Annotated in this window: 26 protein-coding genes; 9 read left to right on the top strand and 17 right to left on the bottom strand. The window is 43.7% G+C overall.

The features are described 5' to 3' along the window. A partial coding sequence (locus tag PI95_RS36270; protein ID WP_236117225.1) for a hypothetical protein occupies positions 1 to 260 on the top strand: 260 nt, incomplete at its 5' end. A 170-nt stretch (positions 261 to 430) separates the two neighbouring features. Here the strand turns inward: PI95_RS36270 and PI95_RS28025 are convergent. From PI95_RS28025 to PI95_RS28015, 3 genes are all read right to left on the bottom strand, one after another. After that, the gene (locus PI95_RS28025; RefSeq protein WP_039742177.1) at positions 431 to 775 is read right to left on the bottom strand and encodes a DUF760 domain-containing protein; all 345 of its coding nucleotides are present in this window, start codon (positions 773 to 775) and stop codon (positions 431 to 433) included. 257 nt (positions 776 to 1,032) lie between these two features. After that, positions 1,033 to 1,989, bottom strand: coding sequence for an RNA polymerase sigma factor, RpoD/SigA family (locus PI95_RS28020; protein WP_039742174.1), 957 nt, complete (start codon positions 1,987 to 1,989; stop codon positions 1,033 to 1,035). Positions 1,990 to 2,394: 405 nt separating this feature from the next. Next, positions 2,395 to 2,538 carry a hypothetical protein gene (locus PI95_RS28015; protein ID WP_163519265.1) on the bottom strand — a complete coding sequence of 48 codons (144 nt, stop codon included), beginning with the start codon at positions 2,536 to 2,538 and terminating at the stop codon, positions 2,395 to 2,397. A 193-nt stretch (positions 2,539 to 2,731) separates the two neighbouring features. Between PI95_RS28015 and PI95_RS28010 the strand changes: the two genes are divergently transcribed. Continuing rightward, entirely contained in the window at positions 2,732 to 5,500 is a 2,769-nt protein-coding gene (locus PI95_RS28010) for a beta strand repeat-containing protein (RefSeq protein ID WP_163519264.1), read from the top strand. 162 nt (positions 5,501 to 5,662) lie between these two features. On the opposite strand, the gene carB is transcribed toward PI95_RS28010, so the two are convergent. After that, a complete protein-coding gene (gene carB, locus PI95_RS28005; protein WP_039742168.1) occupies positions 5,663 to 8,983 on the bottom strand; it encodes a carbamoyl-phosphate synthase large subunit in 3,321 nt (1,106 codons plus the stop codon). Between the two features lie 99 nt (positions 8,984 to 9,082). Between carB and PI95_RS28000 the strand changes: the two genes are divergently transcribed. Next, positions 9,083 to 9,247, top strand: coding sequence for a hypothetical protein (locus PI95_RS28000; protein ID WP_163519263.1), 165 nt, complete (start codon positions 9,083 to 9,085; stop codon positions 9,245 to 9,247). Positions 9,248 to 9,738: 491 nt separating this feature from the next. Here PI95_RS28000 and dpsA read toward each other — a convergent pair whose 3' ends face one another. Next, entirely contained in the window at positions 9,739 to 10,293 is a 555-nt protein-coding gene (dpsA, locus tag PI95_RS27995) for a DNA starvation/stress protection protein DpsA (RefSeq protein WP_039742166.1), read from the bottom strand. Positions 10,294 to 10,992: 699 nt separating this feature from the next. On the opposite strand from dpsA, the gene PI95_RS27990 reads away from it, so the two are divergent. Together PI95_RS27990 and PI95_RS27985 are read left to right on the top strand one after the other, a co-directional pair. After that, positions 10,993 to 11,241, top strand: coding sequence for an Asr1405/Asl0597 family protein (locus PI95_RS27990; protein ID WP_039743913.1), 249 nt, complete (start codon positions 10,993 to 10,995; stop codon positions 11,239 to 11,241). 35 nt (positions 11,242 to 11,276) lie between these two features. Beyond that, positions 11,277 to 11,927, top strand: coding sequence for a (2Fe-2S) ferredoxin domain-containing protein (locus PI95_RS27985; RefSeq protein ID WP_039743911.1), 651 nt, complete (start codon positions 11,277 to 11,279; stop codon positions 11,925 to 11,927). A gap of 507 nt (positions 11,928 to 12,434) precedes the next feature. On the opposite strand, the gene PI95_RS27980 is transcribed toward PI95_RS27985, so the two are convergent. The 6 genes from PI95_RS27980 to PI95_RS27955 all read right to left on the bottom strand — a co-directional run bounded on the left by PI95_RS27980 (position 12,435) and on the right by PI95_RS27955 (position 17,658). Next, entirely contained in the window at positions 12,435 to 12,911 is a 477-nt protein-coding gene (locus PI95_RS27980; RefSeq protein WP_039742163.1) for a cupin domain-containing protein, read from the bottom strand. Between the two features lie 148 nt (positions 12,912 to 13,059). Beyond that, complete coding sequence (locus PI95_RS27975) at positions 13,060 to 13,338, bottom strand: type II toxin-antitoxin system RelE family toxin (protein WP_236117224.1); 279 nt, start codon at positions 13,336 to 13,338, stop codon at positions 13,060 to 13,062. Further along, positions 13,313 to 13,555, bottom strand: coding sequence for a hypothetical protein (locus PI95_RS27970; protein ID WP_039742156.1), 243 nt, complete (start codon positions 13,553 to 13,555; stop codon positions 13,313 to 13,315). Before PI95_RS27970 ends, PI95_RS27975 begins: the two co-directional genes overlap by 26 nt. A 115-nt stretch (positions 13,556 to 13,670) precedes the next feature. Beyond that, entirely contained in the window at positions 13,671 to 16,244 is a 2,574-nt protein-coding gene (locus PI95_RS37290) for a tetratricopeptide repeat protein (RefSeq protein ID WP_039742153.1), read from the bottom strand. A gap of 330 nt (positions 16,245 to 16,574) precedes the next feature. Continuing rightward, positions 16,575 to 16,853 (bottom strand): hypothetical protein, encoded by a 279-nt coding sequence (locus PI95_RS27960; RefSeq protein WP_039742150.1) that lies wholly within the window; start codon positions 16,851 to 16,853, stop codon positions 16,575 to 16,577. Between the two features lie 331 nt (positions 16,854 to 17,184). Continuing rightward, positions 17,185 to 17,658 carry a hypothetical protein gene (locus PI95_RS27955; RefSeq protein ID WP_039742148.1) on the bottom strand — a complete coding sequence of 158 codons (474 nt, stop codon included), beginning with the start codon at positions 17,656 to 17,658 and terminating at the stop codon, positions 17,185 to 17,187. 130 nt (positions 17,659 to 17,788) lie between these two features. Here PI95_RS27955 and PI95_RS27950 point away from each other — a divergent pair, with 130 nt between their 5' ends. Next, positions 17,789 to 18,010, top strand: a complete 222-nt coding sequence (locus tag PI95_RS27950) for a hypothetical protein (protein WP_039742146.1) — start codon at positions 17,789 to 17,791, stop codon at positions 18,008 to 18,010. Then, on the top strand, positions 18,010 to 18,249 hold the full coding sequence (locus PI95_RS27945) for a type II toxin-antitoxin system HicA family toxin (protein ID WP_163519262.1): 240 nt from the start codon (positions 18,010 to 18,012) through the stop codon (positions 18,247 to 18,249). The genes PI95_RS27950 and PI95_RS27945 overlap by 1 nt, the downstream gene beginning before the upstream one ends. A 22-nt stretch (positions 18,250 to 18,271) precedes the next feature. Here the strand turns inward: PI95_RS27945 and PI95_RS27940 are convergent, their stop codons facing one another. Both PI95_RS27940 and PI95_RS27935 read right to left on the bottom strand, forming a co-directional pair. Next, entirely contained in the window at positions 18,272 to 18,667 is a 396-nt protein-coding gene (locus PI95_RS27940; protein WP_039742131.1) for a RidA family protein, read from the bottom strand. 41 nt (positions 18,668 to 18,708) lie between these two features. Then, complete coding sequence (locus PI95_RS27935) at positions 18,709 to 19,140, bottom strand: NUDIX domain-containing protein (RefSeq protein WP_039742124.1); 432 nt, start codon at positions 19,138 to 19,140, stop codon at positions 18,709 to 18,711. Positions 19,141 to 19,384: 244 nt separating this feature from the next. On the opposite strand from PI95_RS27935, the gene malQ reads away from it, so the two are divergent. Next, positions 19,385 to 20,893, top strand: a complete 1,509-nt coding sequence (gene malQ / locus PI95_RS27930) for a 4-alpha-glucanotransferase (RefSeq protein WP_039742115.1) — start codon at positions 19,385 to 19,387, stop codon at positions 20,891 to 20,893. Between the two features lie 109 nt (positions 20,894 to 21,002). Here the strand turns inward: malQ and PI95_RS27925 are convergent, their stop codons facing one another. Together PI95_RS27925 and PI95_RS27920 are read right to left on the bottom strand one after the other, a co-directional pair. Next, on the bottom strand, positions 21,003 to 21,788 hold the full coding sequence (locus PI95_RS27925) for a helix-turn-helix domain-containing protein (RefSeq protein ID WP_039742107.1): 786 nt from the start codon (positions 21,786 to 21,788) through the stop codon (positions 21,003 to 21,005). Further along, positions 21,785 to 22,579: a pseudouridine synthase gene (locus PI95_RS27920; protein WP_039742105.1), complete on the bottom strand. Its 795-nt coding sequence runs from the start codon at positions 22,577 to 22,579 to the stop codon at positions 21,785 to 21,787. The genes PI95_RS27925 and PI95_RS27920 overlap by 4 nt, the downstream gene beginning before the upstream one ends. A 144-nt stretch (positions 22,580 to 22,723) precedes the next feature. Between PI95_RS27920 and PI95_RS27915 the strand changes: the two genes are divergently transcribed. Then, the gene (locus PI95_RS27915) at positions 22,724 to 23,437 is read left to right on the top strand and encodes an LmeA family phospholipid-binding protein (protein ID WP_039742102.1); all 714 of its coding nucleotides are present in this window, start codon (positions 22,724 to 22,726) and stop codon (positions 23,435 to 23,437) included. A 27-nt stretch (positions 23,438 to 23,464) separates the two neighbouring features. Here the strand turns inward: PI95_RS27915 and PI95_RS27910 are convergent, their stop codons facing one another. Both PI95_RS27910 and PI95_RS27905 read right to left on the bottom strand, forming a co-directional pair. Next, entirely contained in the window at positions 23,465 to 23,656 is a 192-nt protein-coding gene (locus PI95_RS27910) for a hypothetical protein (RefSeq protein WP_163519261.1), read from the bottom strand. Next, positions 23,646 to 24,539 (bottom strand): phosphatidate cytidylyltransferase, encoded by an 894-nt coding sequence (locus PI95_RS27905; protein ID WP_039742101.1) that lies wholly within the window; start codon positions 24,537 to 24,539, stop codon positions 23,646 to 23,648. The genes PI95_RS27910 and PI95_RS27905 overlap by 11 nt, the downstream gene beginning before the upstream one ends. Positions 24,540 to 24,744 lie beyond the last annotated feature (205 nt).

Here is a 24,744-nt window from a genome sequence, read left to right as displayed (position 1 = left end):
CCAAAGTCAAAAGAACCCCACCCCTTAATCCCCTCCCCGCTTGCGGGGAGGGGAGACAAAGCATCGCTTTGGCGGGGTGGGGTTCTTTGGGTTTAGTAAGTGATCAAGCGGACATGATATTAGTAGAAGCGTGGAACAACCAACTACTAAGCATTAAAAAAACTCGGCAGATTAACTTGATTTCTGCCGAGTTTGTATTTTATGTACAAATTTTAAGTTTGTTTGAATTTGTCTACGCACCTGTATCAAAATTAAATTAATCAAGTAATTTTCAATTTCGTATTTTCAGTTATTTTCTCACGCTGATAAAAATTACCATTCCCTTCTGGGAGTTAAGGGTAGAAGGGAGGCAGATTGCAAGGATTTAGCACTCCTTGAGATTTTTGATTTGTATCACCGTGACGTTAACTAACATGAAAACTTCAAATCCTTAGTCATTCTCGGTGTTGTTAGTTTCAGTTCCCTGCAATGCCATTTCAAAGTTCATTCTTTGTTCGGCATTACGCAAGAAATAACCACTAATCATAGCAGAGGCAAGAAGCCTACCCAAACTTTCCCGGCTGGTAGTAATAGTCACATTAAAGTGTTCCGCAGGCAGGTTTCCCAACAGCCCGACAATATTGCGTTCCATTACTTGAAAGACTTCTGGAGAATTGGGCTTAGATAACTGGGTAATTGTCTCTGGACTCAAGGCTTTAACGTACTGCCACAGCACTTCGCTGGTTTCTGGCTCACTGTTAAAAAATTCTGATACTTGATTGGATGGGTTACTCACGTTTTGCCTCCTTTACTACCACAGCTATGTGCGGTGTTTGTAAATTAAATAGTAAAAGCTCGTATTATATTTGACTAAGCAGCCTGTTGTCTGTTCTTGTCAACTAATGTAACAAGTTACTCCTCATCTGGGAGTCGGTGTAACCGTACCAAAAGCAGCGTAGTTTCTCACCTCGTTGGTCAATAGTCCAAAGTCTAAAGTCAATAGTCAAAAGTCCACAGTCTATTGACCATTGACTAATGACTATTGACTATTGACTAACTCGCCAAATATTCACCCATGTTTGCTTTAGATTTGCGAAGTTTAGTTAGAGCTTCGCGTTCGATTTGCCGTACTCGTTCGCGGCTGATGTTCAAAAGTTCACCGATTCTGGCAAGAGTAAGCGCTTGTCCATCGCTTAATCCGAAGCGGAGGGTGAGAACTTCTCTCTGTTGTGGGGTAAGGTCTGCCATGAGACGATCTAAGTCAAAAGATAGAGAAGATTGCATGACGAACTCTTCTGGAGAAGCTCCTGGATCTTCTAACATTTCTCCGAGTTCGGTGTCGTAATTATCTCCTAGCCGCAAATCGAGTGATAGGGGTAGACGAGCTTTTTCTAGATACTCTCGTACTTGCTTGGGGGTTAATTCTAATTCTTGTGCTAGTTCAGCAGCGGATGGAGCGCGTCCTAGTCTTTGGGATAAATGCCGCTGTGCTTTTTTGATTTTATTCAGTTTTTCGGTAATGTGGATCGGTAGGCGGATGGTGCGAGCTTTTTCGGCGATCGCTCGCGTGATGGCTTGACGAATCCACCAATAAGCATAAGTCGAAAATCTATAACCTTTGGTGGGGTCAAATTTTTCTACACCCCGTTGCATCCCAATGCTACCTTCTTGGATTAAATCGAGTAAATCGACGTTGCGCTTGATGTACTTTTTGGCAACGGATACGACTAGTCGCAAATTGGCTTCTACCATTTTGCGCTTGGCTATTTCACCAATGGCGATCGCTTCGTTCAACTCTTCTGGTTCTAACTCTGTCGCTTTTGCCCACTCTTCTAAAGTCGGTTCATGACCTAACTTCATCAAAAGCGACTCCCTCACCTCGTACAAAGCAGTTGCACGTTGCACCTGTTTGCCATAACATATCTCCTCCTCGTGGCTTAAGAGTGGCACGCGGCCAATCTCACGCAGGTAAGTCCGCACTAGGTCTGTGGCTGTCTGAGCGGTCTTCATGGCGCTACTCTTTGGTAATGGTGGGTTTTACGGTAGGGTGAAATGATAAATGCATGTATTGCCGGCGTTACTCAGTATCTTTGAGAATCCCAGAAACTAATTTACAACTTATACGCCTGGAGCAACACTGGTAATAATATTCATATTTAGTTGTTAACTGCAACGAAGGTACAATTGTTTTTCCTTGGTTGCAAGTGTCTAGAGTTAGATAAAAGGTAGCCAATACAACATATTTACTATCTTTTGGGTATTAATAATTGTAACATTTATGAGAATATTTTGACTAGATGGCACGATAAAATTTCCTTATTCTTTCCTTCAGTGAAAGACTAATATTTCCCTAAAGCTTTCGTCGTTCTTCATTTAATAAATCTATCTAGGGTCAACACAAGTCCCTCAGATTGCTTAAAAAAAATTAACAATCGATTTTGGGGTGGGGAGTGGGGAGTGGGGAGTGGGGAGTGGGGAGTGGGGACTAACTAGGATAAATTTCACTTTCGAGGCAGGTTTATTACCGATTGAGGCAAGCAGAAAAAGAAGATAGGACATCTTTTAACTTAATAGCAGCAAAATGTTGCATCAAGTTGATTTTTTGAAGAAATCGACTTGATGACTAGGTATTTATCAACAAATATTATCACCTTGCGTTTAAGTAGAAAACCCGGTTTATTGTAATTGAGTGCGATCGCGCATCAAAAATTTCCGAAAACTACTTAAGGGCATTGGGGAGGCAGATACCGAAATGACTAAAAGTTGCAAATACTTACGAAGGGCGGTAATTTTAGCTTTGGGTGGGGCGATCGCCACTGCAAGTAGCGTATTAGCACAGAGTATCACTATAGATGGCACGCTGAGTCCGGCACAAACTTTAACTGGTCCGGTATACACAATTCCCCAGTCAGTCGGTCAAACAGTAGGAAGTAATTTGTTTCAGAGCTTTGGTAGGTTTAACCTGAATATGGGGGAGATAGCCAACTTTGAGAGTGCTGGAAATATCAGAAATATATTATCTCGTGTCACTGGTGGCTCTGGTTCATTGATTAATGGTTTAATTTTCACAAATAGTCCTAACGTCAACCTGTTTTTGATTAATCCCAGTGGAATTGTCTTTGGTCCTAATGCTTCGTTAAATGTTGGTGGGTCGTTTGTGGCAAGTACAGCAAATGCACTGCAATTTGGAAATCTGGGATTTTTTAGCGCTACTGATAAAAATATCCCTTCACCGTTGTTGACTATTAATCCTTCAGCGTTGTTGTTTAATCAGATTAATCAAAACGCAGCCATTCAAAATAACTCAGTTGCACCCGCAGGTATAGACCCAGCAGGCTTAAACGACGCAGTTGGTTTACGAGTACCAGATGGTAAGAGTTTACTGCTGGTGGGTGGTAATGTCAGCATGGATGGAGGACGATTAAATGCTAATGGTGGACGAGTTGAGTTAGGAGGATTGACCGAACCTGGTACTCTCTTGCTTGGTGTAGATGGCGATAATCTCAGCTTGAGATTTCCTGAGAATGTGACGCGAGGTTCGGTATCCCTTACTAATCAAGCTGCAATATATGTAGAAGGCGCTGGTGGCGGTAATATTGCAGTCAATGCCAGGAATCTAGAGATTTTAGAAGGAAGTTTTTTAAGTGCTGGTATTGGGCGAGGTTTGGGGACAGCTGAAACTGTTGCAGGAGATATTACGCTGAATGCTACCGGGGAAATCAAAGTTGCTGGCACTGGGAGTAGTGTTTTTAATCAGGTGCGTTTGGGGTCACAAGGTAATGGTGGTAATATTATTATCGATTCTGGTTCCTTCTCGTTACGAGACGGCGCTTCTCTTGATGCCTCAACATTTGTCCAAGGGAATGCAGGGAATGTGACAGTGCGGGCACGAGATTCTGTTGACCTTGCAGATGCTGCCATTTTCAGCGCGGTGGGAGCAGGGGGTGTAGGTAAGGGTGGCAATATCAACATCAATGCTGCAACATTATCACTAATTGATGGCGCTCTACTGCTAACCCTTACTAGTGAAGCATCTAATACCCAGCCAGCAGGACGGGGGGATGCGGGGAATGTCAATATTAATGTTACTGGCGCTGTTGATATTGCTGGGGAGAAAAATGGTTTTGTTAGTGCGATTTCCAGCAGTGTGGGAACGGGGACAGTTGGCAATGGGGGTAACATTACTATCGATTCTGGTTCATTCTCGTTACGCGATCGCGCTTTTCTTTCTGCCTCAACTAATGGGCAAGGGAATGCCGGAAATGTGACAGTGCGTGCAACAGATTCTGTTTACCTTGCAGATGCTAACATCTTCAGCACGGTGTCAGCAGGGGGTGTAGGTAACGGAGGCAATATCGACATCAACGCTGCTTCTTTATCACTAATTGATGGCGCTCAACTGCTAACCATTACTCGTCGTGCATCTGATACCCAGCCAGCAGGACGGGGGGATGCGGGGAATGTCAATGTTAATGTTACTGGGTCAGTTGATATTGCTGGAGAGAAAAACGGTTCTGTTAGTGCGATTTTCAGCTTGGTGCAAACGGGGACAGAAGGTAATGGGGGTAATATTACTATCGATTCTGGTTCATTCTCGTTACAAAATGGCGCTCTACTTACTGCCGAAACCCTTGGACAAGGAAATGCAGGCACAATTACAGTTAATGCTGCTGATTTTTTCACCATTTCTGGCAAAAGTTCTAACCTTAACAGTAGTGGCTTGTTCGTTAACTCCCAAAGTCCGACGGGTACTGCCGGAGATATTATCGTCACCTCACCTAGAGTTACCCTAGACAACGGTGGCAGTCTCAACGCCGAATCTGCATCGGGTAACGGTGGTGACATCAACTTACAAACTGATTTACTTCTTCTGCGTCGTGAGAGTCAAATCTCTACCACCGCAGGCACAGCACAAGCTGGTGGTAATGGTGGCAATATTAATATTGATGCAGGCTTTATTGTTGCTGTACCGCAAGAGAATAGCGACATTACGGCAAATGCTTTCTCAGGTAATGGAGGCAATGTCACAATCAACGCTCAAGGTATTTTTGGCATCCAGCCACGGCAACAACCCACCCCGCAAAGTGATATTACAGCATCTTCAACAGGTGGGGGAATTAATGGGATTGTCGATATAAATACACTCGATATTGACCCCAATCGTGGGTTTATTAATCTACCAACAAATGTAGTTGATACGTTTAGGTTAGTGGCTCAAAGCTGTTCGGCTTTTGGTAAAGAGGGTAGCGAGTTTACCGTTACCGGACGCGGTGGTTTGCCCCCCAGTCCTGATGACTACCTCAGTAGTGATGTGGTGTGGTCAGATACTCGGTTGACGGCGTTACCTGTTTTACCTAATTCTCGTGTTACGCCATCAGTTAGCAAAACTGCTGATGGTGTGGCAATTATACCTGCTACTGGCTGGGTATTTGATGAGAAAAAAGGGGAAGTTACGCTGATTGCTGCGAATGCAAGTTCTGAGGGTGTGGGTTCTAATCAGGGTGGGTGTATTGTGCCGTAAGAGAGTTTGATATCATGTCCAAAAATTAACATTAATAAAAACATCGCAACCGTCGTAGAGACGTTCCGGCGGGTAGAGACGTTCCGCCGGAACGTCTCTACATGTATGGATAATTTGCCAAAGATGAGGGAAGTAATTTGGCTTCCCCCTTCCCCTCAACCGTTAACTAACTGCGTTGTACTCTTGGATGACTTTCACATCTAAGGTTGTGTTTTGTAATGAACGGATGGCAGCGACGGTGGCTTTGGCGCCGGCGATGGTGGTGATGATGGGGATTTTGTAACCTAAGGCTGTGCGACGAATTAATCTGGCATCAGTTTGAGCCTCTTCCCCGGAAGGTGTGTTGATGATAAGCTGGATTTTCTGGTTTTTGATTGCGTCTACGACGTGAGGACGACCTTCATGGAGTTTCAAAACTAACTCAACATTTAGTTTATGCTCTTGCAGGACTTGACGTGTACCTTGGGTAGCCATGACGGTAAAGCCTAATTCGATAAATTCCCTGACGACATCAACTGCGGGGGTTTTATCGCGATCGCTCATCGAAACAAACACGGTTCCTGTTAATGGTAAACGTTCGCCAGCACCAATTTCTGCTTTGGCATAGGCGCGTCCAAAGTCGGTGTCAATTCCCATCACTTCACCGGTAGAACGCATTTCTGGTCCCAAAATTGTGTCTGTTCCAGCAAATTTATTAAACGGTAATACTGCTTCTTTCACGGCAATGTGTTTTGGTATCACTTCTTGAGTAAAACCTAATTCCTCTAAAGTTTTACCGGACATAATTAAGGATGCTAATTTAGCAAGTGGTATTCCAGTAGCTTTAGAAACAAATGGCACAGTACGCGAGGCGCGGGGGTTTGCCTCTAAAATGTAAACTTGCGGAGAATAACCTTGAGCGCCAACCACGGCAAATTGAATGTTCATCAGCCCGACTACTGATAAAGCCTGCGCTAACTGTACAGTCCAAGTGCGAATTTGCTCCAGAACCGCTGGTGGTAAGGATATCGACGGTAAAGAACAAGCGGAGTCTCCTGAGTGAATCCCTGCTTGTTCAATGTGTTCCATAATACCGCCAATTACTACCCTTCCGGTATGGTCGGCGATCGCATCCACATCAACTTCAATCGCATTTTCTAAAAATTTATCAATCAAAATCGGATGTTCCGGTTCCACCTGCACCGCAAATGTCATGTAGCGTTCTAATTCTGTATCAGAATAGACGATTTCCATCGCTCGTCCCCCCAACACGTAGCTAGGACGCACTACCACCGGATAACCAATTCGTTTGGCGACAATCAGCGCATCTTCGTAACTCCGCGCTATACCATTTGGCGGTTGAGAAATATTTAATTCGTTGAGAATCTTCTCAAACCGCTCTCGGTTTTCCGCCATGTCGATAGAATCTGGGGAAGTACCCCAAATTTTGGTAATTGGTAATGGGTAATTGGTATTGGGTAATTGGTTAGATTCCTCCCTATTACCGATTACCGATGACTCATTACCAACTTTGTTTAAATACTCTTGCAATGGGACGGCAAGTTTTAAGGGGGTTTGTCCGCCAAATTGGACAATTACCCCAACCGGGTTTTCCGCTTCGATGATGTTGAGGACATCTTCTTTGGTCAATGGCTCAAAGTAAAGGCGATCGCTTGTATCGTAATCTGTGGAAACTGTCTCCGGGTTGGAGTTAACCATAATTGTCTCATAACCTGCGCCCTTTAAAGCATAGGCGGCGTGACAACAACAATAGTCAAACTCAATTCCCTGTCCGATGCGGTTGGGACCACCACCCAAAATCATCACTTTGGGCTTGGTAGTTGGCGTTATCTCGCTTTCGTCTTCGTAGGTGGAATAATGGTAAGGAGTAAACGCTTCAAACTCGGCGGCGCAGGTGTCCACTGTTTTGTAAACTGGAATCACGCCTAGTTGTTGGCAATATGTCCGAACTTCATCTTCGCTTTTTTTCGTGGCATAGGCAATCTGGCGATCGCTAAATCCCTCTCGCTTGACTGCATACATTTGCTCTTTTGTCAACTGTTGCAATGGCGTGCGCTTGAGGAATTTTTCAGTTTCCAGCAGTTGCTGCATTTTATCCAGGAACCAAGGGTCAATCCCAGTTAATTCGTAGATTTCCTCAAGAGTTATTCCCAATAACATGGCATGACGCACTGAGAAAATGCGCTCCGGGTTCGGAGTCCGCAATTGAGCGCGAATTTGTTCGCCACTGGGTAATTTTTCTTTAATGTCGCAACCCCAACCGGCGCGACCGGTTTCAAGCGATCGCAGCGCTTTTTGGAAGGATTCGTTAAAGGTGCGTCCAATTGCCATTGCTTCCCCTACCGATTTCATCTGGGTAGTCAGCACAGGTTCGGAACCTGGGAATTTTTCAAAGGCAAAGCGGGGTATTTTTGTGACCACATAGTCGATTGTCGGCTCAAAGGAGGCGGGTGTTTTCTTGGTGATATCATTTTTGATTTCATCCAGAGTGTAGCCTACGGCAAGCTTTGCCGCCATTTTAGCGATGGGAAAGCCTGTAGCTTTAGAAGATAAAGCCGAACTGCGGGAAACACGGGGGTTCATCTCAATGACAACTACATCCCCATTTACCGGATTGACGGCAAACTGGATGTTAGAACCGCCAGTTTCTACCCCTATTTCGCGGATGATTTTGATTGCCATATCCCGCAGCCGCTGATATTCTTTATCAGTAAGGGTTTGTGCCGGAGCGACGGTAATCGAGTCGCCGGTGTGGATACCCATTGGGTCAATGTTTTCGATTGAGCAGATAATCACCACGTTATCTGCTAAATCGCGCATGACTTCGAGTTCGTATTCTTTCCAGCCGAGTAAGGATTGATCGATGAGAATTTGGGAAACGGGACTAGCATCGATACCCGTTTGTGCCATTTCTTCAAATTCTTCTTGATTATAGGCGATACCGCCACCGGTACCACCCATAGTAAAGGCAGGACGGATAATTAAAGGATAGGAGCCAATAGACTTTGCGATCGCTTTTGATTCTTCTAAGGTTTCGGCTGTACCACTGGGACAGACTTTCACCCCGATTTTATCCATCGCTTCGTTAAACAGCTTTCTGTCTTCAGCTTTTTCGATTGCCGGGAGTTTAGCGCCGATTAATTCGACATTGTACTTTTCTAGGGCACCATTTTTGGCTAAAGCTACAGCGATGTTGAGAGCAGTTTGTCCTCCCATCGTTGGTAATAAGGCGTCGGGACGTTCTTTAGCGATTACTTTTTCGACTAACTCTGGGGTTAGCGGTTCGATGTAGGTGCGATCGGCTGTTTCCGGATCGGTCATAATCGTCGCTGGGTTAGAATTTACCAGCACCACTTCATAACCTTCTTCTCGCAGCGCTTTACAAGCTTGCGTACCAGAGTAGTCAAACTCACAAGCTTGTCCAATCACGATAGGACCAGAGCCTAACAGTAGAATTTTCCTGAGATCATCACGGCGGGGCATAGTCGTTACTCTGCAATATGAGAATAGAAATCCTGATTATTTTAAGGTTCTTTACCCTAACTCATGTTGTTTATTATCAACTTCTCCAGGTTTCATGACATGAGGGGTGGGGGAGAGGGGGGAGAGGGGGGGACAAGGAGACAAGGAGACAAGGAGACAAGGGGGATGAGGTGGATTTCTTACCCTTTCCCCAATCATAGGCAGGTGCTACAACAGGACTCCACCCCACAGAAGTCGCCTCAACGGAACGGCAGTCGCAGATAGCGCGCTTAACCCGCAAGGGCGCGCTGCCTCGGGAACCTCCGCACAGCGCTGGCTCCGCAACGCACTGCCTCCCCTTTCCCCTTTTCCCCTCTTAAAAAAGCCCATTACCCATTACCCATTACCCATTCCCCTTTCCCCATTCCCCATCCCCCTTTTGTATGCCTAAATTTATTTAATTATGATGCTAAAATTTGTCAGTTTCTTGCAAATTATTTTTGTTGAAAGTAGTAATTTTTCTCAAGTTCAAGGAATTTTTTTATAAAAGATTTAATTTTCTATTTTAAAGTAATGCATCAGCTTAGATGAAAATATTTATTAATTAGTTCAAGAAAAACTTTTTTAAGTTAAATATTGTGTTTTAATATTTACTTAAATTAAAAATGGCAGAGAGTTATATATTTGGCTCTCTGCCATGTTTTATATTTTTTTAAGAAGAAGTGCTGACAACTTTTTGTTCAATCTAGGCTAGATGACTCTAGCTGATGAGCGTGTTAGTTATGAGCAGGTTGGACAAAGCCTAAAGTTAAGCTATCTTTGGCTAGGAAGTGAGCCAAATGATAAGCTCTTTCTTCAGTTTTTAACAGAATTGTTTCGTACAAATACCGTGTGGCACGGTCGCCTAAACTCTCTGCTTGAGCGGCTTGGCGGCGAATTAAGCTAATCATAGCTTGTTCTGCTGCTAAGTCATGTTCTACCATTTGGCGGCAAGAATATACGCCATCAGACTCAGGTTCAAAACAGCATAATTCTGCTAGTTTGCTGAAGGTAGCAACTGGCACGCCGCCCAATCCATCTAAGCGTTCTCCAACATCATGAACGTGTCCTTGAACTTGTTCGTAGCTTTCGCTAAAAAACTCATGTAGTGAGTAGAATTCTGCACCTTCTACTACAAAATGATGTTTTTGGTACTGCAAGTACAGTGCCTGGAAACTAGCTAAGACAACGTTAAATCCTTCGCAGACTGGTGCGGTTACACTGCGATCCAGTAATACGGGATTGTCATAAACCTGACCAAAATTTCGTAACAAAGTTTGCGTTTCCGACATTGTTCTCCTCGCTTTTGAGCAGTTATAGATGCTAGCTGCTTAGTCACTATATATTAACATCTAAAAAATAAAAGTAAACCGGCTCAATATAGTCTGAAATATGCACTATGAGCTAATTTTCAGCTGGAAGCGATCGCCAATCAATGAATATTACCAATTGCATATAGACAGGTGCAACAACATATGGTAATTAAATTCAAAAGATAAGTAGAGACGTTCCATTGTCACGTCTCTAGGAGAAGTTAGGGATTTGTGACCTTTATTAAGTTCCGCAACGCCAAAATTCGATAGCCTCAGTTGCTCAAACTGTTGCTGTACCTAGTTTAAGAAAAATTTTTAATTTTTTTTATAATTTTGATGAGAATTATTTGCACTTGGGGTATTCTTATTTAAGGAGCTTAACTTCTAAAATTTTCAATTAGAAAATAGTAGGACTTACGCACTTTACAAATCGATTATTGTGTGCGTTAACGATATAGTGCCAACTTACGTGCGCTTGGGCAATAGTCACATTTCGCAAAAACTTCCGATTTATATCTCCTAAATGCATAAGTTGATTTTGCTTGCATTTAATTAAACAAGGAAGAAAGCAAATAAGTCTGACTCATCCACATAATCACATTTTTGTCAATGCGTAAGTACTGAATAGTACAGTCGCATAGTTAGTGAAACTTTTGTAGCACTTTGAGGGCAATTGTTTTGAAATCATTCAGTTCAGAAGTCGAAGGACAGCACAGTGTTGAAGTGAATTGGGTAGACCGCTGGCAAGTTTATCAACGCTTGCAAGAGCTAGATATTCGTTGTTGGTGTGAGACTAATCAGCCATTGAAAGTTGAAATTAGCAATCCAAGCGCAGCTATTCAACTCTGGAGTGTCATCCGACAATTCACAATATCCCGCCAAGAGATGATTTACACTCTTGAGGATTGTTGGCAAAATAAAGCTTGATATTATATGTCAATTAAAAATAGGTTATGAAAATCATGAGTAAATTTGATAAAAACCAGGTATCAGAATTTTGCCTTGAAGGACGATTTCTCGATTTTGCAATCAAAGATGGCTATAAGCTCAAAGGCTTGTTGCTGGCGACTTCTGAGGGTGAATGTTATGTAAAATTAGCTAAAGATTTAAGGGCTGCTTTTAACTTGCAGTTACCAAAAGGTACTTGGCTGCAAGTCGTGGGTGAGAAAACCTTAGATTTGAAAACAGGCGAAGTTAAGTTAAAAGCCTCGCGAGTGATGGCTGCGGGGGGAGAGAAGGGGACAGGGGGACAGGGGGACAAGGGGAGAAGGGGGGAAAGTGTTGGTGTGTCTTCTTTGGCTGAGAGTAAAGGAAAGTCAGCGAAAGCTACTATATTAGTGTGTCAAAAGTCGGATTGTATGAAACGCGGTGGGACTGGGGTTTGTCGAGCGTTGGAATCAGCTTTAAGCGATCGCTCTTTATCAAACGAAGTTACCATCAAAGGCACTGGCTGTATGAAAAATTGTAAAGCCGGTCCAAATATAGTTATGCCAGATAAAACTCGTTACAGTCGGATTCAAGCTTCGCAAGTTCCGGCACTTATCGACAAGCATTTTGCTGACAAGATAGAAAATCAAAGGGAAGTGGTAATATCTACAATCACTATTCGCTAAAAGCATTCCCACGCTTTCTCTGTTTGGGAAAAAATGTATCATATCTGACAAATCACATACAATGCGCGATCGCCTTCTTCGGGTGCTACCGCACCCGAAGCGCATCGAATACCAAAAAAACACCCAACCCCTATTTGCAGATGGGTTGGGTGTTTAGTGCTTAACTTGATGTAATGAACTCTACGCTGCCAGTATAAAAATTTATCAAGATTATTTCATCGGACTTTTGTCACAACTTATGCATGACTAAAGTACTGCATTTTTCTATGTATGTTGCTAAAAAGACGACTGAAAGACATTAGACTTCTTGCACTTATTGGGGGAAAGGGGAAAGGGGAAAGGGGAAAGGGTAAGAAAAACCCTTCTGCTTTAACTTTTTTCTTTGCCTAAGATTGCACTCACTTACTTTTGCAATAGGTCTATTAAAAGCGATCGCTTACACCAAACATAAAAACTCCGCGAACCTTTGCGCTTACCATTGCGTTCCTCTGCGTTTAAATTTCCTCCTTAAAGCTGTGGAGCAAATTGTACCCTATACTTTGTCACAGCAAGTTCCAAAGCTTTTTCAAAGTCAGCGGCAATAGGGGGAACCAAAAGTTTCTGCTTTTCTTCTTCGCTCATCGGGAGGTTGACTTTTTGCCCGACTTCTGCAAAGAATTGCTCACCTCCTGGTGGTGTCGCAAAAGCTAAGATTTTGGCAGGTTGTGAAGTGACGTTCTTAAAAGCGTGAGCTTGTCCGATGGGAAACTGAAGGAAAGTTCCAGGAGTTGCGACGATAGTTTTGTCGTCAAGTTGATATTCAACTTCTCCCTCAAGAATATAGTGTGCTTCTTCATAGCTATCGTGAATGTGGGCTGGTGCAACGCTTTGCGGTTGTAGCATCATCTCGGTGAGAGAATATTTTCCATCGGTATCTTCCCCGGTAGCGAGAAAGGTGTAAAAGTCACCGAGCGCGAAATATGTGGGTTTGGAATTGACTGTCATTGCGATCGCTCCTTGTTAAACTTCAACAGCCGTCATCCTGATATAGGTGTAGTTTAAATCAACTGATGCAGTTGGCGGCTAAATTTTTAACAATATTATTTGTGAAGAGTGGAGTTGAGAAAGCGATCGCTTACTTCTGGAAATCAATTTATCCATACACATCACTGCGATGGGCTATCAGTAGGATCGTAATCATTTTCTCAGTTTCATCCACCTGATAAATAACTCGCAAGTCACCGACTCGATAACGAAAAAGACCGGCGAAATTACCCGTGAGGCGTTTTATGTTTGGATAGTCGTAAGGATTCTCTCGCAGTTGGTCAAAGCAACGATTTAGACGTTCTGCTAGGGATGCGTCTACTTCGTCATAAAACTTCTGAGCTTTGCGAGTCAATACCAATTCATACATCGCGACGAATGCTGTCAAATGGTACAACTTCCCCTGCTTCAGCTTGCATAATAGCTTCACGTAAAGACTTCTCAAAGCCAGGGATGTTCAAAAGTTCTGTTGTTGCTTCGTTTTCTTCTGTTTCTTCTAGTTCGGCGAGAAAATCACTCACCACCCGCAATTTATCAGGAGAAAGTCGCCGCAGACGCATTTCTGCTTCTTGAAGAATTTTAATGTCCTCTTGTGTTAACTCCATCTCATCTCCACAAAATCCCTTTATTTGCTTATTCTATAGCTCTAGCCCGATCAATTTTTCTACGGACTGCTTTAAGGATATTTGAAAAGCGATCGCTTTGCTGCCAAAAGAATATTCACTTCAGCGAAGAGTGCAAGAACTTTCGCATAGATTGAGCTTCGATATACTCAGGAAAGATGCTGGAAAAGTCCTCCAAGTCACGAATTGCTTCACGGATACGCTCTAAGGGTGCATGGCTGGATACAGCATATTGATACAAGCGCTGTGATAATTCAATATTTCCACCAATTAGATAATAAAGAGCGAGATTAAAGGTATTGCGCCAGTCTTTAGCATCTTTTTGGTAATTTTGTTGAGCAAGTTTGGTAGCTTTATTAAGATCAACCCGTGCTTTGTCTACTTGGTTGAGAGCTTGATAGGCTAAAGCTCGGCAATAAAGATACCAATCATAATCAGGTTTTAAGTTGATAGCACAGTTGAAGTTTTCCAGAGCCTCATTGTAGCGCTTCAGTATCAGATAAGTTTCTCCTCGACGTGCGATCGCCCAATCGTATTTAGGATTAAGTTCAATAGCAGAGTCAAAGTCCTTGAGAGCTTCTTCGTAACGCTTCATTAAGCGGTAAGTTTCACCTCGATGTGCGATCGCCCAATCGAGTTTGCGATTAAGTTCAATGGCACAGTCAAAGTCTTTGAGAGCTTCTTCGTGACGCTTCAGCATTAGATAAGTTTGACCTCGACGTGCGATCGCCCAATCGAGTTTGGGATTAAGTTCAATGGCTTGGTTATAGTCTTTGAGAGCTTCTTCGTAACGCTTTATCAAACGGTAAGTTTCACCCCGACGTGCGATTGCAAAATCAGATTTAGGATTAAGTTCAATGGCACAGTCAAAGTCTTTGAGAGCTTCTTCGTAGCGCTGCATAAAGCGGTAACTTTGACCCCGACGTGCGATCGCCCAATCGTATTCAGGCTTAAGTTTAATGGCTTGGTCAAAATCTTTGAGAGCTTCTTCATAACGCTTACTTAAGCGGTAAATATTACCCCGCCAACCTAAAGCAATTGCTCGCCACTGAGACTGAATCTCAGAATGCTCTAGCAGTGGTGTGACCATTTCCACAGCAACTTCGTAACGTTTTTCTTCATGAGCTTTTAACCCATTGGCTAACTGCTCACCCCAGCGTTGAACTTCAGCATTATCCCCGTTTTTACCCGCCTGCATTATTGTTTCCGCCCAACGCAGAGCAAAAGAGTATTGATTTTGCAGAGCCGCAAGGAATTCCTTGAGAGCTATGGGCAAACTTTTTTGCGGTGTTTGACATAAGTTGTGATACAAAACATTTAGAGCGTGACTTTGCCAAGTAGTATCGCGCTGTTTATTTTCTTCATTTAGTTGCAGATTATTTCGCAGCGTGTCGTGATATTCACCTAACTTGCCATGAAGGTCAGCCCAACTTTGCGGGGAAGAAAGACGCTTGTGGCGGAGCATTTGCGTTTTGACGACTTCATGATAAGCCCAGCCATCAGTACGTTCTTCAATAAACGGCATTTCTTTCAGCCAGTTAAACAAATCGTCAGCTTCATCTTCCCCTCGCAACTTCGCTAAGACATCTCGATTTAAACAACGCGGAATTGCAGCATCTAAAGCTAATTGTCGCCGTTTGGGATCGTCAATCCATTTTAAGAAGCGTTCTACAGCCGTACCGCTAGGATCGCCTACTTGACTGGGGTCATTGGGACTTTCAGCCGCCAAAGTTGCCACTAATAGCGGCAAGCGTCCAGAAAGACGTAAAATCACTTCAATAACCCGACTGTTAGTAATGCCTTTACGAGTCAAATACAGTTGAGCTTCCTCTTCCGTAAACGGTTCGAGAGGGAAACGAATCATTAAACCCTCGTAAGGTGCCCAATGATTTTTATCTAATTCTTGCCGTCCGGCGATAATAACTAATATATTTAGAGGTACTTCACCGTAACGACCTTCTAAAATTTCCCGCAACCAGTTATCAAGAAAATCCTCGGTGCATTCATAAGTATCGAAAAACAGCGCCACCCCAGACTTCTCCGCTAATTTGGAAATATCCTGCAAAAATAGCGGAGTCAGCACTTCTACAGGTTCTTGAATTAAGCGAACTTCGTCTTTGTTAGTTAATTTCTTCGCTACATAAGATGCCCATTCCCCAGCTTGCGAGGCTACAGCATCCTCATCTATAAAGTCAAATACAGCCCCCCCAACGGGAACTCGACGCGCTAAAAGCACACCTGTTTTTGCCACAGTTTTGCCCACAAAAGCCGAAAATCCTTGAGGTGCTTCCGGATCGCTTTCTAATTCTTGCCGCTTCTGACGATAAACTTTGTAGCGTTCGGTAAACTGCGTCAGTTTATAATTTTGCTGTTCCAACTGTTCAGCCAGACGCCCCATAGCTTCGGGGACAGATTTTTCACTATCATCTGTATGAGCGGCGATGATTTTCGCTGACTCCGCAATTTTGCGAAACTGGCGTAACAGTGTGCTTTTACCTACACCCCCTTGACCCCAAACGTTAAACAGAAAGTGCCTGCGCGAGTCTTCCAGAGACAAGTCCAGATTTTGACGAAACAGGCTAACTTGTTCTTCACGCCCGACAAAGCCTGATTGCTGCCGTTGCTGGAGGATATCTTGTAAGCTCTTGGGCTTTTTTTGTGGGTTATTCACTTCTGTTAGTGCCGGAGGTGGAATTACTTACACTGTAGCTACTAATTACGCACCCCGAATTTCGGATTGTGACAAATTTATTTGTAGTAGGGTGCGTTATGCCTCTGGCTAACGCACCGTCACAGACTAAACTTATCCACAAATTAAGGTCAAAGTCTAATAACTCAAGGTTTAAAACCTAATTTTCCGATATGTTTATTAGAGCAAGATGGTGCGTTACTTCGTTAACGCACCCTACTGCGTTTCAAAACTAGGCTCACGTAAAGCCGCAAAGACGCAAAGAGAAAAAATTATAGGTAATTTTAGACCGGGAAGGGAGTCATGTCAACGTTAATGATTTATTTTGAAGTGCGATCTTCGTAGCTTACCGTAGGTATCGCTCCTCAAAAGCTCAATGTTGACCTTCTGAAGCTCAATGTTGACCTTCTGAGGCTCAATGTTGACCTTCTGAGGCTCAATGTTGACCTTCTGAAGCTCAATGTTGACCTTCTGAAGCTCAATGTTGACCTTCTGAAGCTCAATGTTGACCTTCTGAGGCTCAATGTTGACCTTCGGAAGCTCAATGTTGACCTTCTGAAGCTCAATGTTGACCTTCTGAAGCTCAAACATTAGTATTTGACATATAGCGGTTATTGGTTGAGTCCAATACACTCGTAGGGGCACGGCAATGCCGTGCCCCTACACGCGACGATAGAACTTTGTATTGTATCCAACTAAGAACGGCTATATAAAATTAAAAGCCCTCACCCTAGAAGGGTGGGGCTATACGAACAAAGCCTGCGAAGGCAGGCTGAATATGATTGTAAATTGATAGTCCGCGCAGGCAAACTTGGTTTGTGTAGCCTCAGGCTTCAACCTGTAGGCTACTTCTTGGTTCGTGTACCCGCACTCTTGGTGGGTGTCGGCTACTTTGATTTCGGCAAACCGCTTATTTCCAGCTTTAGTTCATGGAAGTTTCAGGTTGCTTTTTCTTAGATCGACGGGTAAACCTGCGTCCCATTTCATCAATGACTGCATCTAAACCAGTCACATCACCGCTAGCCTTAGCATAATTGTAAACAGCCAGCGCTGCTGCATACGCTTCACTACCAATAGATATATAAGTGTCATCCACCAATTCTTGCAGTTGAGTTAAAGAAAGCAAAATTGGATACAACGCCTCATACAGCGCTAAATCTCGGCGCATTTCTTCGATATTAAAAGAACGAGGCAAAAATTCCGGGTTTTGTGTCGCTACTTCCAAAGCTTTGCTGACAAAAGCCCGACTTTTATCACCCATCTTCAGCATCGTTCGGCGGTCTTCGGTTGTCAAATCAACCAAAAACGGTAACTTTTCGCGGATAGTGGCGATCGCATCCATTACTGCCAGCCGATCTGTTGCAGAAAGATTTGCACTGATTTTATTGTCATTCATTTTTCTTACTCCCTTGAGTTTACTAAAGTAAGTATTCCCAAATTTGGAGAGCGATCGCACTTAATCAAACGTCCTAAAATAATATTTTCCCCAAACCTTGCCAAACAGTGTTTGACAAAACAGAAAACTTATGACACCAATCAAGATTATTGTCGAAAAGCATTCTGATGGTTACATAGCCTATCCCTTAGGTGTTAAAGGAGTTGTTGTTGGTGAAGGCAACACCTACGACGAAGCATTGGCTGATGTTAAATCTGCTATCCGCTGTCATCTTGAGACATTTGGCAATGATGTTTTAGAAGAATCACTAGTGCTAGAAGCCTTTGTTGCTGAAGCTGAGGTGTCTATTTAATGGCTAAATTTCCTGTAGATGCACCCAAAGCCAGAGTAATTAGAACATTGGAATTACTTGGATTCATTATCTTGAGGGAGCGCGAGCATATTGTCATGGTACGAAATAATGGGGATGGGACAACAACGCCCTTAACTATGCCCAATCACTGCCAAATTAAAGCTTCAACACTGAGATCCATCTGCACTCAATCAGGTATCTCGCGTGAGGAGTTTTTGTCAGCTTACGAGGAAAGTTAAAAGATTTTAGAATAAGCGATCGCTAACCCCCAATCACCGCAATACAATCAATCTCCACCAAAACATCCTTAGGTAAACGCGACACCTGCACGCACGCACGCGCCGGCGCAGTAGCTTCATCAAAATACTTCGCATAAACAGCATTCATCGCCGCAAAATCATTCATATCAGCTAAAAACACAGTCGTCTTCACCACATCATCAAACCCCGCCCCAGAAGCTTTCAGAATCGCCTCTAAATTCGCCATTACCTGCTGTGTTTGCTGCGTCACATCCCCCGCCCCAACAATCTCCCCCGAACCCGCATCAAGGGGAATTTGCCCCGCTACAAACACCAACTCACCAGAAACAGCGATCGCTTGATTATAAGGTCCGACCGGCGCCGGTGCCTTCTCTGTCCGAATCACCCTCTTACTCATCTCTCCTCCTCTGCGCCCTCTGCGCCTCTGCGGTTCGTACTCTACCCTAACCTCGGACGTATACCATAATGCCGATATTGCCAATAATCCCGCAAAATGCGATCGTGGTCAAAACATAAATTACCAGGCACACGCCAAGACTCAAACATCCCTACACTTTTCGCATCATCCCCCGCTTTTGGTTCACCCGTCGCCGTCGCCAAAAACACAATACTCAGCGTATGTTGACGCTTATCGCGACTAGGGTCAGAATACACCAGAAATTGTTCTATTAATTCTACTTGCAAACCTGTTTCCTCCTGCGCTTCACGCCGCGCTGCCACTTCCACAGATTCCCCATAATCGACAAAACCACCAGGAATCGCCCAACCCAAAGGAGGATTATGTCTTTCGATTAACACTATTGGTCGATGAGGGCGATCGACCAATTCGATGATGATATCAACTGTCGGAGCCGGATTGCGGTAAGACATGGTTAGGAGGAGCGTGGTTAGTGGATAGTGGTTAGTGGATAGTAGTTAGTAGTTAGGAGTTGGGAGGCACAAAGTTAGGAGTTAGGAGTTTTTTGTCAACTAACCACCAACAACGCTCCAACGCTCCAACGCTCCAACGCTCCTACTAACAACTTACAACTAACTACTATTACGTGATAAATTCTATGCGATCGCGAGCGTGTGTCTTCAGACAATCGCATCTTCCCATAATTTAGGAAAAGCAATGCCTTTTTTCAGATCCAGCGGTATTTTACTTCATCCCACATCGTTTCCCAGTCGATTCGGCATTGGTGACTTAGGCATAGAGGCTTACGCCTTTATTGATTTCTTGAGAGAAAGTCAGCAACAATATTGGCAAGTTCTGCCATTAGGTCCGACTGGTTACGGTAATTCTCCTTATGCTTCTTATTCAGCAGTAGCAGGAAACCCTCTACTCATCAGCCCCCAAAAGCTGTTAGAGCAAGGTTTGCTATCAGAAGAAGATTTTGCTAATTTACCAGGATTTGAGCCGAATAAAGTCAACTACGAGCAGGTTGTACCATTTAAGATTGGGCTGTTAAAGAAAGCTTGTGAGAACTTTAAAACCCAAGCAGGACCGACACAACAAAAAGAATTTGCTGGTTTTTGTGACATCAAAGCTTATTGGCTGGATGATTACGCTTTATTTATGGCGTTGAAAGATGCTAATGGCGGTGCAAGCTGGCATACTTGGGAACCAGAAGTGCGATCGCGCCAACCAGAAGCAATGGATCGAGTGCGGCAAGAAATGGATGCGGAGATTTTTTATTACAAATACACGCAATATGAATTTTTCCGCCAGTGGTCTGAGTTGAAGAACTACGCCAACATAGCTGGTATCGAAATTATTGGTGATATCCCTATCTACGTAGCTCACGACAGCGCTGATGTCTGGTCTAATCCTGATATTTTTTGCTTAGATGAAAACACAGGAGAAGCCTCACTAATGGCAGGAGTTCCACCAGATTACTTTAGCGCCACCGGTCAATTGTGGGGCAACCCAGTTTACAAGTGGGAGGAATTAGAAAAACAAAACTTTAAATGGTGGGTGAAGCGCTTTGAAGCAATGCTCGATTACATAGACGTAATTCGCATTGACCACTTTCGCGGCTTTGAAGCTTACTGGGCTGTGAAACAAGGCGAACAAACAGCCATGAACGGAGAGTGGATCAAAGCCCCAGGAGACAAATTATTTGAGGAAATCAAACAGAAATTGGGCAAGCTGCCGGTTTTGGCGGAGGATTTAGGAGTAATCACCCCGGAGGTAGAAGCGCTGCGCGACAAATTTGAGTTTCCCGGCATGAAAGTTTTACAATTCGCCTTTGGTTCCGATCCCGGTAATGGCTTTTTACCATTCAATTACCCGCGCAACGCCGTAGTTTACACCGGCACTCACGACAACGACACAACCGTAGGCTGGTTCAATCAAGCGTCGGACTGGGAAAAGCAAAACTTGTTGCTTTATTTAGGTTCTGTCAGTCCTGAAGGCATTCACTGGGATTTAATTCGACTTGCGTTGAGTTCTGTAGCAAATCAGGCAATTATCCCCTTACAAGATGTTTTAGGATTAGATAGCCAAGGGCGAATGAATACGCCTAGTGTTGCCGAAGGTAACTGGGAATGGCGATATCAATCAGAAGCTTTAACCCATGAATTAAGATCAAAGCTGAAAAATCTCACCACCCTTTACGGTCGCGCCCCGCAAGTGAAGTGAGATAGAGGGAGTGGGGAGTGGGGAGTGGGGGAGTGGGGAGACAAAATCCCCCAGCCCCCTGCCCCCTGTGCTCCCTGCCCCCTGCTCCCATCCCCCTCCCCCTCTCTCCTCAAGTCCCTGCCTTGGCAGCAACTATGACTTCTTTGACTTTCCCAGAATCTCCCATTGGCTTGGCTTCTTCTTTATTGACACTCACCAACACACCCCCTGCGTTGCCGGCTTTGACTGTCAGTTGATCTTGAGCTTTCCAAGTGCGTTGAGTTCCTTCTGGCAATTCCCCCTCAAATTCAGTTTTGCCATCAGCGACTACGCGAATCCAAGATTTCTCCTTTAAAGTGACACCAATCTGCACTGCCTGTCCGTTACTGCTGATATTGCTAACAGGTTGAATTTGCACAGTAGGTGTTTGTTTCGGCTTAATTTGTGCTTTTTCGGTGCTTTGGCTATTGTTCGCTTCGATAGCAGCATTATTCAATAATTGAGACAAACCGCTAACAGAACAGACAATCAAAGCGATGTAAAGCACATAAAGATGAAAAGGACGCAGCAGTTGACCAAAGGGTGTAGGTTTCCAACCAGGTGTAAGGTTAACGCGATTTGAGCCTACGGGGAAACTCTTAGCAAATTCTGCTCCATCCAACCCCAGTGCATCAGCAAATTGCCTAATTAAACCGCGAATATAAATTGGTTCTGGCAAATCATCTAAATTACCTTCTTCGATCGCTTGCAACAACCGACGGGGAATCATGGTTAATACGACCATTTCATCCAAGGATAAATTTTGTTCAGTACGCTTTACCCAAAGTTGACCACCTAATTCTGCCAACTTTTCGGCTCGTAATTGATCCGCAGAAACTATTGGTTGATTATCATCTTTGCTTTTTTGCCATTTCATGATTGTTTGATACTCCTAAACCCAGCTGAATCATTAATAGGTATGTGCTTAATTTGCTCTTGCAAAAAGCGAATCTCATCATCTTTTAGGGAACGATATGAACCTTCAGCTAATAAAGGTTCTCCGGGCTTTTCTAATTGAATTGGACCTATGGCTGTGCGGTGCAGCTTAATCACTGGATATCCCAGCAGTTGGGCTACACGGCGAATCTGACGATTTCTTCCCTCCTTTAAAATAATTTCTAGGCAGCTTTCATCTGCCAAACTTTCTCTTAGACGCACTTGCGCCGATCGCGTTTTTTTACCCTCCAACATCACACCCTGACGCCATTTTTGTAACACTGATTCTGGAGGATGACCTTTTACCAAAACACGATAAGTCTTAGGAATACTGTGGCTGGGATGAGTTAACCCAAATGTTAAGTTTCCGTCATTTGTAAGTATTAATGCCCCTGTAGAGTATGCATCTAAACGACCAACTGGATGAATGCCTTGATTTTCTCTTAATTCTTTCGGTAATAGATGCAGCACTGTTGGTCGTCCTTGGGGATCGTCGCAAGTGGAAACTATTCCGGCTGGTTTGTGTAATAACAGATAAATTAAAGCTGGACGCACTAGATCAGATATCGGTTTGCCATCTACTGTGATGGTATCTGTTTCGGGGTCAGCTTTTTGACCTAAGTGCGCCAATGCGCCATTGATCCGCACTCGCTTAAGCACAATCATTTCTTCGGCTTCGCGTCTTGAGGCTATACCCCATTTAGATAGAATCTTTTGTAACCTTTCCTCCATGTTGAAATTACTTATTATTTTTGAAAGTATTAAATTAACTATAATAATTGCACTTTGTTGGCGATAGCCACAAATGTTACAGTTGAATTTTGTTTGAGCGCCCTCCTTGCTTGTCATATAGATACTTATCAAAAAGTTGATTAGATGCATAAAGAAAATTCATCACCCAAAAATCCTCAGAAGATACGCATTATCACTAATGTACTAAAAACAGCACTCTTGCTGTGGTTGCGATCGCAAGTCAGCCAGATATCGCAACTAAAAGTGGAAATTCAAGCAAGCGATCGCCAACTTCTTTCCGGTCGCATTCCTGGAGTATCTATTTTTGCTACTCATGCAATTTACCAAGGTCTCCATCTCACAGAAATTTTACTAAACGCAGAAAATATAAGGATAAACATCGGCGCAGTACTCAAGGGACAACCACTGCGACTGTTAGAAACAGTACCAGTAGTTGGCGAGGTAATCCTGAACGAGGAGGATCTTAATGCCTCTCTCTCATCGGAATTATTATCGACTGCTTTAAATGATGTACTGCTAAAACTATTACCAGAACACAGTCCAAATGCCAAGCCAATAACTTGGCAGAAAATTTCTCTTGCAAATAATAATTTGATAGTTTGCGGAATTCAAGCACCTGAAACCAATCCCACCACGATTGAGATGAGTGTAAGCATAGAATTACTCAGCACTCATTCTTTGCAACTATCACAAATCCAAATAAAACACGACACCGCAGTGCTTACAGAGGGTAATCAAGGACACTATCTGGATCTTGGTTCAGATGTGGATATCCAAGAATTAACGCTGATCCCAGGCAAACTAGTCTGTCGCGGACGGATTAACGTTAATCCCTAATGATTAAGAATTAAAAACTTAAAATAATTATTGTTGATTTTTTATTATGTCTATGGGCAATGGGCAATGGGCAATGGGCATGGGGCATTGGGCATTGGGCATTGGGCATTGGGCATTGGTAAAATTTCTCTCCCCCTGCCTCCCCTGCCTCCCCTGCCTCCCCTGCCCCCCCTGCCCCCTTGTCCTCCTTGTCCCCATGCCCCGTGCCCTATGCGCCATGCCCTAGCAATGGCAATACAAGTGTGACGAAGTAGTAAACTAAAGGAGCGGTAAAAATATAACTATCAGTACGATCTAAGATGCCGCCGTGACCTGGGATTAATTGCCCTGAATCTTTTACCCCAGCATCACGCTTGAGCATAGATTCGGTGAGGTCGCCCAAAAGACTAGCGATCCCAATCAGCAAACCCAGCGCCATACCAGTCAAAGGAGGTTTTGACCAGTTGAGAAAGTAAGCTCCTACCACGGCTACGAGAACGCTGGCGCTAATGCCAAATACTGCTCCTTCAACGGTTTTTTTCGGGCTGATATCAGATAGGGGAGTTTTACCGAAGAATTTGCCGAAAGTGTAAGCGCCGATGTCAGCTGACCAAATGCAGAGGAAGGTCAGCGCTGTTGCTGTTAAACCTTGCGGTAGGAAAGCAAAATTTCCTTTTTGAATAATATCTAGCCAATCTGGGGGTAAGTACCCACCTAAAGGTAGATTTTTGATACTCGAACTATCAATTGCGCGTAACCTTACCCAGTAACTCGGCAAATAACCAGTGTAAAATAACCCCATGATCGAAGCAGAAATATCGGCGATCGTTGCCATCTTCGGCTGAAACAATAAGTAAAAACAAATAAATGTCCCGGCTAATGGTGTGACAGCATCAGCTAAAGAGCCATTAAGAGTACAAATCACTAACAAGGCTTGGCTGACAACAAGAGTAGTTTTAGCGGCAGGAGCGATACCTTTGCTTCGCACCAAATCAAAATATTCCTGTTGACCCAAAAAGATAATCGCCGCAAACATAATAGTAAAGTACCAACCCCCTAAAAGGGTCGCACTTAAAGCAACGGCGATCGCCACAATTCCACTAATAATTCGAGACCAAGGCATAGCAGTATTTTGGATTTTGGATTTTGGATTTTGGATTAGAAATTAGCAATGGGGAATTAGATATTAAATAAATTTCTCAGTACCCACACACAAGTCTGAGTCACTAGTCCCCTTGGACTGAACCCGGACAAAAATGGACAGGCTTCTCCTTCACCAGACGCGAAGCGCGAACATCCTTTGTGACTCGCTATCGTGTTGAGGATCT

The sequence above is a fragment of the Hassallia byssoidea VB512170 genome (genome assembly GCF_000817785.2).
Lineage (GTDB): Bacteria > Cyanobacteriota > Cyanobacteriia > Cyanobacteriales > Nostocaceae > Hassallia > Hassallia carrinoi.
Note: the sequence above shows the minus strand (reverse complement) of the source record. Positions and strands in the feature narration are given on the sequence as shown.